Genomic DNA, 6610 nt, shown 5'->3' on the forward strand with positions numbered 1-6610 from the left:
GAGAAGCTTAAGTTTGAGTTTTTGCGCAATTGGCCTTCAAAACGGAAGGAAAAAGATTGACTTCAGACTTTCTTCTGGAGCAACTGCTACCTGTTGCCGCAATTAATAGTGACAGCGTTCTCGGCGGGTTATTGGCGGCTGGCTGGCAGGTGCAGCTATAGGTGTTCACAACCTGGCTACCTATAATCCCGACTACGAGCTTGCGAAAAAACCAATAAGTAATGAACTGGAAGTGAACTACAAAAAATAACCGATCCGTTAAATACAAGCTAGTAACGTAAAGCAATCCATTCTCGAGAATATATACATCTGAAAACTTAACTCTACTCTCCTGAAAAATAGTAGAGTGCTGCCCTCCCTCGACTAGCCTCATTTGTTGAGAAACTAGTCGAGGGGAATTGTGCCTTCTCTTCAATTTTGACTACAAGTAGACAGGAAAGACCATTGAATCGCCACTAGTTTCTTAGACACCTTTCAGTTAGATATTGAACGTCCCCCAGTATCGTAGACAAGTTCGCACTATTCTTGGACTTCCCCCGGCATTGTAGAAGAATTCGAGCTATTCGATGAGCGCAGGAGGGAATGGAATGAGCAATCAACGATATTCACCTGAATTTAAAGACGAGGCGGTGCGCCAGGTCCAGGAGAATGGACTTTCTATAGATGAAGTCTCAGCACGGTTGGGCGTTTCTGCACATAGTCTTTACAAATGGGTAAAACGAGTTAAGCCGGAGAAATCAGACGAGGATAAGTCTGAATTACTGGAAGCAAAGGGCAAAATTTTAAAATTGCGTGCCCAGCTTCGACGAACTGAAGAAGAGCGTGACCCATTAAAAAAGCCGTGGCGTACTATGCAAGCCACTCCGAGTAAGGTACGCCTTTATTCGAGAACTTCACGGCAGCCAGTCAGTACGTAGCTGTGTCGCATGCTGGATGTTCATCCTAGTGGGCACCATACCTAGAGGAACAGTCCTAAATCTGCACGCCACAAGGAAGATGAGCGTCTGACAGGGCTAGTTAAATAGTATTGGCTAGAGCCTGGAATGCCTATGGGTATCGCAAGATTCACCGAGACCTCAGGGCTTCTAGTGAACACTACGGAGTTAATCGAGAACATAGATTGATGGGGCTTGCAGGCCTTGAGGCTCAATTTGGCTATCGTAAGCCTAGGCCCCGAAACGGCGAGCAGCATGCTGAACACCTAATTGTGTTGAGCTGGCAGTTTAACCCAATACAACCTAATCAGGCGTGGGTAACGGATATCACCTATATCAAACCCCATGAAGGGTGGCTGAACCTAGGTACGGTAATGGATCTTTATTCAACGCACTTTCGCCGGAATCGAGTCGATACGAATGATAAAGAAATCTCAAACGAAAAAACGTACGGGAGCGCCGAAAAATTCCGCAGAAGTATACTATTACATGGCGAATTAGGAAGTTAGACCATCCAATCAAAATCTCAGACAGAAATTAACTTTACGACAAAATCCCTAACCACACCGAACACGGATAGCTCGCAGCAACAGGCCATTTGCAACGTACCGAAATATCTTTCTATATATACAAGGTAGTTGCCCCATGATACAGACAACATATAAACTATTGCTTACTATCGGTTGAAGGGTCTGTGATAGCTTTAAGGTATAAGTTAATATATGAGAATTTCACTTCGTCAACTCGAGATGATTATCGCCATCGCCGAAGAGGGCTCTATGCGCTCTGCAGCAACACGGCTTCACATATCCCAGCCATCATTAACCCGCGCGGTACATGAACTGGAATCGGAACTAAACGTTAAACTGTTTATACGCCTTACCCGAGGCATGAAGCCCACTCCCGAAGGGGTTGAACTAGTGGAGCGAGCCAAAGACATTCTGTTCCGTACTCAGGATGCCATGGCCGTAGTATCGGACCTCAGCTCCGGCAGAGCAGGGGAAGTCCGCCTGGGGTATACCGACGACAATCAATACGGATGGCTGCCGGACAAGATCGCTTCTTTCCTAAAGAACAACCCCCAAGTTCAAATGCACCTAGCTCAAGATTACAGCCCCACCATCGCAGAACAAGTCGCGCGAGGAGAGCTGGACATTGCTTGCGTGATGCCGCCACTACCACCGCACCTGACAGACCTAGAGAGCGCACCACTGGAACATATGCCCCTCAAGCTTTTGGTTGCATCTGATGACCCGCTGGCAAAACGTAAAAGCGTCAAACCACAGGACATCAAAGGCAGAGAGGTGATTGTTGGGGCATTACGCCCCGAAAGCGGATTTTATGTCCAGGTGATGCGCGCTCTTGGCTCGGTAAGACCCGATCTGACCTTTCGACAGGGAATCTACCCAACTGCCATGATTTCTAATCTGGTAGCCTCTGGGGTGGGCTGTTCGGTAGTCACTGATAACTCATTGTCTGCCGGTCGGGATGACGTTGCAGCAATTCCTTTTAAAGACAATGAAATGTATGTTCAAACAGCATTAATATGGAGAAAAAACGCGCTAAACCCCGCATCTTTACAGTTCAAGGAGTATCTGCTCCACAATTAATCCGACCCAACGCTTGAGCAGCATTTATATACTACACAACATCAGTCTACAGACTTATCGAAAGACAGCGCTGCAAAAAATCAGATATTGAAACGAGCCCTCTTAATCGGGCTTTTCTCCCCTCCTAGCCTATCCACGCCCCCAAACGATAACAATAGACTATCACTTAAAGCCAAATTGATATTAGACAGACAGCACTCTCAACAATAGGATAACCTAAATTTTATCAGTCGGAGTCAATCGATGAACACCACCCAGAAGATTCTTGATCAAGCCCGAAAGGTCATGCCTGACGGTGTTGCCAGTGTAAACCGGTTACAGACCGCCCCTATTTACTTTGAGCGAGCTCAGGGAGCGGAACTTTGGGATGTGGACGGCAAACGCTATATCGACTACAACTGCGCCTTTGGTGCGACCATTATCGGTCACGCCGACGAGCAAATTGCCGACCGCGTGGCCGATGCTGCAAGCAAGATCGGCCTGATTGGTCTAGGGGGCACAGACCTCGAAGTAGAATTAGCGGAAAAACTGGTGCAGATTATCCCCAGTGCCGACCAGGTGGCGTTCTGTAACAGTGGATCCGAGGCGACTTTTCACGCCCTTCGCCTCGCGCGCGCAGCAACTGGTCGACGCAAGATTGTTAAATTCCAGGGGGCCTACCACGGCTGGCACGACGCGGTGGCCCTGAACGTGGGCAGTAGCGCCGAGCTGGTGGGACACCAGGACCCTCTTTCTGCCGGCATGCACCCAAGCGTGTTGCAGGACACGATTGTGGCCCGCTACAACGATACAGCCATGATGGAAGCTATCTTCTCCGAGCAAGGCGAAGAGATTGCAGCGGTTATTATTGAGACGGTACTACATAATGTAGGTAGCCTGCCTGCAACTACTGAGTTTTTGCAACAACTGAAAGCTATTTGTGAGCGCAACGGTGCGGTATTAATCTTCGATGAGGTCATCGCAGGCTTCCGTCATTCCCTTGGTGGCTATCAGGCAATAACCGGTGTAACGCCGCACCTAGCAGCCTTTGGTAAGGCGATGGGAAATGGCTACCCTATTGCGGCATTAGTTGGGAAAGAAGAACTGATGTCTCACTTCCGCTCCAAGCCCAATGGCAACGTATTCCTGGCTGGCACCTATAACGGTCATCCGGTAATGGCAGCAGCGGCACTGGCGACCATTGAGCAGCTGGAAGCCCCTGGCGCCTATGACAAACTCTACGGGCTAGGTGCCCGTTACCGGGAAGACCTCGATCGACTAGTCGCCAAATACGACCTGAAAGCCCAGTCGGCCGGGTACGGATCAGTCTGGCTGTTGGAATTCTTCAAAGGTGAGAAGCATTCCTATGAGGACTTACTCGGAAACGACGCTGCAATGGATACCGCTTTCCGCAGTGCAATGATGGCAGCAGGCCAGATTACGTCCTGCAACCCTTTGAAACGCTGGAATGTAACCCTGGCCCATACGGACGAGCATCGGGAAGAAACCATGGCCGTAGCCGACAGGGTCTTAGACGAGATTTCCAACTAAGGAATTAGCGGAGTAGCATAATGAGTACAGGACTTGATCAAGAAATCGAAAGCCGTATTTTAGCTGAGGTTGATAAAGCGTTTGATGCACAAGTTGAATTTCTGAGTAATCTTGTTCGTGAGCCTTCGCTCTGGGGTAAAGAACAGGGGGCTCAGGAAGTAATGTACGCCAACTTGGCGGAAGCTAACCTGAACCCTATGCGACAACAGGTTACCGAGGAGCTCTTGAATAGCGTACCGGAAGCACCTCGTACCGCTGCAGTAGTTGAGGGCTCCTACAACGTGCTTGGACACAAAGCGGGCAGCGGTGGCGGTCGCTCTTTGGTGCTCAACGGCCATATCGATGTAGTGCCGGCGGAGACTAGCGATCGCTGGACCCGCGCGCCCTTCGACCCCTATGTGAAGGATGGTTGGCTTTATGGTCGTGGTAGCGGGGATATGAAAGCGGGGCTGGCGGCAAATGTTTATGCTGTGCGCGCTCTTAACAAAGCCGGAGTTTCCCTTCAAGGCGATATCCGCTTGCAATCGGTCATCGAAGAAGAGTGCACGGGTCACGGAGCATTGGCCTGTGTCGCTGCAGGTGGCAAGGCCGATGCCGTACTGATCAGCGAGCCCGCCCATGGCTACTTACCCCTGGCGCAAGTGGGGATCATGTGGGTCGGCGTTCAGGTAGACGGTATACCTGCGCATGCTGGGGCTATGCTTGAAACTGGTCACAATGCCATTGAAGCCGCTTACAAGATTTGGGATAGAGTGAAACTATTGAAGGATCGCTGGAACGCGCGATCAGCGGAATACCCGCCTTTAACTGCCGAGATCAATCCGGTGAATTTTGTTATAGGTACCATCAATGGCGGCGATTGGCCTTCGAGTGTTCCTTCACGCTGTAACTTTGAATTCCGCTGTGGTGTACTTCCTGGCCAGAGCCTGGAAGATGCCAAGCTTGAGATTGAACGGGAAGTTGCTAAAGCCGCAGAAGAGCTGGGTCTTACCGACACTCCCCCAGTAGTCTCTTACCCGGGATTGATGGCAGAAGGATACGTTCTCCAGCCCTGTGATGACTTCCGCGACTGTCTGATTGCAGCCCATGAGCAAACGTCAGAAATCCCGCTACAACCAATTGTATCTCCTGCTGGCAGCGACTGTCGCTTCTTTGGTAATTACGCCAAAACCCCAGCCTTGATGTATGGTCCCAAAGCCCAGCGCATTCACGGCATCGATGAGTGTGTTGAGCTAGAGTCACTGCGACAGGTAACGAAAGCCATTGCCTTGTTTGCCGCCAGTTGGTGCGGAATAGACAAAGGAGAAGACTAACATGCACCCCGCAATCATCGATATAGATCACGTAATGATTCGTTGCCGCCCCTTAAGTGAGGCAGTAAAACACTATCAAACCCTGGGCTTCACAGTCCGTGATGCCCGCTACCATGCCGATATGGGTGGTAACGGTGAGGGTGGGTCGGCCACTGTCAGCTTTCCCGCCTCTACCGACGAATGCGCCAACTATCTCGAGCTGTCCCATGCGACTCAAGACTCGCCCATGTATGATTATTTGCAGGGTGAGGGGGCAGCGTTAATCATGAATGGTTGCCGGGATTACCCAGGCTTTCTCGCAGACCTCGATAAAATCGAGACATTCATTCAATCCTTTGTCTTGCCGATGGAGGCACGCGAAGGCATTCCTGCGCAGACGATTCAAGGTGCCATGTCAATCGATGCCGGTTTGAACCTGCTTATGGGCGCTGTAAATTACGAACACACTCGTGAATACCAGCACCCGGAGCTGACATCTCATGCTAATGGTACAGTCGCCCTGCGCTCGCTCACGTATGTCACACCCAACGGAGCACTGGAAGATGCTGTAAAGTCGTTTAGTGCATTCTACGGTGCCGCTCCCAATACCGCCTCAACAACAAACGCCCAGTGGCAATTGACTGGCACAACTCTCACAGCAATGGAGGCAGATGAGGCGAAAGCGCGCTACGGCCAGTTGCCTGCACATTTGCCAGATGTTTATGTTATCGGCATGGAAGTAGCGGATCTTGCGACAACAAAAGCGTTTTTCGCTAATGGGGGTATCACCTATCGCGAGAGCAAGGCGGGGATCTTCATCGACGCTGTACCGGGCCAACCGTTATTGGAGTTCAGTCAGCAGCCCTGAGTCGTTTTACTAAGAAACTCCACACTGCTACAGATCAGTTTGCCCCATAAAAAACCGCTCCTCAGCGGTTTTTTATGACTTAAACCTAAGGCACCTTTACTACTTTCCCAGAAATAAATAATTTAAACTTCAAGTTAATTCAACTTGAAGTTTGTAAGATTTATGAATTATTTTCCGTAAAAAATTGAATAGTTTTCATAGAATCTCTTTAATTTTTATTCGTCACCTTCGACTCAGTGCATCTGTCCCCCCCTGTGTCAGGATAGATGTCACCCCCTAAATTGTTGAAAACTTGAACAGGGGGCTGATGAGGAATGAGTGAAACACTATTCACCAGAAAGGAAAGAAGCGGTACTTAAGAAGCTGTTGCCACCA

At 49.7% G+C, this 6610-nt stretch carries 5 protein-coding genes and 1 pseudogene; all 6 read left to right on the forward strand.

What is annotated here, in order from left to right; genetic code table 11:
• Positions 1–587: 587 nt before the first annotated feature.
• The 6 genes and pseudogenes from HBA55_RS36940 to HBA55_RS36960 all read left to right on the forward strand — a co-directional run bounded on the left by HBA55_RS36940 (position 588) and on the right by HBA55_RS36960 (position 6235).
• Positions 588–917 (forward strand): transposase, encoded by a 330-nt coding sequence (locus HBA55_RS36940; protein ID WP_167001220.1) that lies wholly within the window; start codon positions 588–590, stop codon positions 915–917.
• Positions 918–1120: 203 nt separating this feature from the next.
• A pseudogene (locus HBA55_RS38350) lies at positions 1121–1324 on the forward strand (IS3 family transposase); the annotation flags it as partial.
• A gap of 333 nt (positions 1325–1657) precedes the next feature.
• Positions 1658–2545, forward strand: coding sequence for a LysR family transcriptional regulator (locus tag HBA55_RS36945; protein ID WP_167001222.1), 888 nt, complete (start codon positions 1658–1660; stop codon positions 2543–2545).
• Between the two features lie 243 nt (positions 2546–2788).
• Positions 2789–4075: an aspartate aminotransferase family protein gene (locus HBA55_RS36950; protein ID WP_167001224.1), complete on the forward strand. Its 1287-nt coding sequence runs from the start codon at positions 2789–2791 to the stop codon at positions 4073–4075.
• 20 nt (positions 4076–4095) lie between these two features.
• Entirely contained in the window at positions 4096–5388 is a 1293-nt protein-coding gene (locus HBA55_RS36955) for an ArgE/DapE family deacylase (protein ID WP_167001226.1), read from the forward strand.
• Between the two features lies 1 nt (position 5389).
• On the forward strand, positions 5390–6235 hold the full coding sequence (locus HBA55_RS36960; RefSeq protein WP_167001232.1) for a VOC family protein: 846 nt from the start codon (positions 5390–5392) through the stop codon (positions 6233–6235).
• The last annotated feature ends 375 nt before the right edge of the window (positions 6236–6610 follow it).

This window comes from Pseudomaricurvus alkylphenolicus, assembly GCF_011683955.1.
GTDB lineage: Bacteria > Pseudomonadota > Gammaproteobacteria > Pseudomonadales > Cellvibrionaceae > Pseudomaricurvus > Pseudomaricurvus alkylphenolicus.

Coding starts and splice junctions, on each gene's coding strand:
- HBA55_RS36960 (WP_167001232.1), top strand. CDS start 5,390: ATGCACCCCGCAATCATCGATATAGATCACGTAATGATTCGTTGCCGC.
- HBA55_RS36955 (WP_167001226.1), top strand. CDS start 4,096: ATGAGTACAGGACTTGATCAAGAAATCGAAAGCCGTATTTTAGCTGAG.
- HBA55_RS36940 (WP_167001220.1), top strand. CDS start 588: ATGAGCAATCAACGATATTCACCTGAATTTAAAGACGAGGCGGTGCGC.
- HBA55_RS36945 (WP_167001222.1), top strand. CDS start 1,658: ATGAGAATTTCACTTCGTCAACTCGAGATGATTATCGCCATCGCCGAA.
- HBA55_RS36950 (WP_167001224.1), top strand. CDS start 2,789: ATGAACACCACCCAGAAGATTCTTGATCAAGCCCGAAAGGTCATGCCT.